Source organism: Oceanibium sediminis, assembly GCF_003265325.1.
GTDB classification, from domain to species: domain Bacteria; phylum Pseudomonadota; class Alphaproteobacteria; order Rhodobacterales; family Rhodobacteraceae; genus Halovulum; species Halovulum sediminis.
In genome coordinates this window covers 1-527 of the sequence record NZ_QGNX01000058.1, presented here as the reverse complement: position 1 = coordinate 527, position 527 = coordinate 1, and the positions used below count along the sequence as shown (strand labels likewise).

At 60.0% G+C, this 527-nt stretch carries 1 protein-coding gene; it reads left to right on the top strand.

Annotated elements, in window-relative coordinates; all coding sequences use genetic code 11:
- Positions 1 to 527 (top strand): ABC transporter substrate-binding protein (locus tag DJ029_RS21540; RefSeq protein ID WP_232823177.1); only part of this gene is annotated, 527 nt, incomplete at both ends.

Sequence of the window (527 nt, the reverse complement as noted above, 5' to 3'; positions counted from 1 at the left end):
CCCGGGCACGATCGGCTACGACGCCAGTCTTCCGGATTATGCCTATGATCCCGAGCGGGCGAAGGAGCTGCTGAAAGAAGCCGGCTACAACGGAGAACTGATCAAGGTCGGGGGGCCGCACGGGCGCTACTCGATGGACAAGCAGGTTACCGAAGCGATCGGTGGCATGCTGGCGGCAGTTGGTATCAACGTGAGCGTCGAGACATTGGCAATGTCGTCCTACTTCCCGAAGTTTATGGAGCCCGCCTACGATTTGGGGCTCATTGGCTGGACCGACTTCACGATCAACCCGAACAAGCACTGGAGTTCATACTTCTACTCGCCACTGGTTCGGAACGGCTACTCCAACGCCGAGATGGACGCGATCATTTCCGCGGTGGACGTCGAACTCGACGACACGAAGGCGGCCGAATTGCTCCGGCAGGGCCAGGCGCTGCAGCATAAGGAGTTTGGCGGCGCGCTGCCGCTTTACTATGAGCCACAACTGATCGGCGTCAGCGCCAAATACGAAGGCTTCGTGCCGCGCC